Source organism: Janthinobacterium sp. GMG2 (assembly GCF_033949445.1).
Lineage (GTDB): Bacteria > Pseudomonadota > Gammaproteobacteria > Burkholderiales > Burkholderiaceae_D > Janthinobacterium > Janthinobacterium aestuarii.
On the sequence record NZ_JAXAWA010000025.1, the window covers coordinates 1 to 605 of the forward strand.

A 605-nucleotide genomic window follows, 5' to 3' on the forward strand; every position below is an offset into this window, starting at 1 on the left:
CAACTGAGCTACTCCCGCATTGGAGCTTGGTTACCGCCTAATCGCGCCGCGTACCGCGGCGGATAAAAAAAGGAAGCCAGCTTAGCTTCCCTTTAGAATTCTGGAGCGGGAGAAGAGTCTCGAACTCTCGACCTCAACCTTGGCAAGGTTGCGCTCTACCAACTGAGCTACTCCCGCATTGGAGCTTCTATTTTCTGCTACTGCCATCTTGCTGTACTGCTTCAGCTATCGCTGGAGCGGGAGAAGAGTCTCGAACTCTCGACCTCAACCTTGGCAAGGTTGCGCTCTACCAACTGAGCTACTCCCGCATACGAACCGCTATTTTACTGCTTTTTACTACCGTTTACCAGTGCTGCTTTACTGCTGATCCAGTGTTCACTGGAGCGGGAGAAGAGTCTCGAACTCTCGACCTCAACCTTGGCAAGGTTGCGCTCTACCAACTGAGCTACTCCCGCAGTGGACAACATTGTATCAGAAGCTCTACTACATCGCCAGTACTACTTTTTACTGCATTCGCTGTTTTTACCTATGACACGATCCAGAAAACTGGAGCGGGAGAAGAGTCTCGAACTCTCGACCTCAACCTTGGCAAGGTTGCGCTCTAC

Annotated in this window: 3 tRNA genes; all 3 read right to left on the reverse strand. The window is 51.4% G+C overall.

Annotated features, from left to right (window positions below):
- Positions 1 to 101: 101 nt before the first annotated feature.
- Positions 102 to 177 (reverse strand) — tRNA-Gly (locus tag SKZ59_RS28135).
- Positions 178 to 232: 55 nt separating this feature from the next.
- Positions 233 to 308, reverse strand: a tRNA-Gly gene (locus tag SKZ59_RS28140).
- 71 nt (positions 309 to 379) lie between these two features.
- Positions 380 to 455, reverse strand: a tRNA-Gly gene (locus tag SKZ59_RS28145).
- Between the last annotated feature and the right edge of the window lie 150 nt (positions 456 to 605).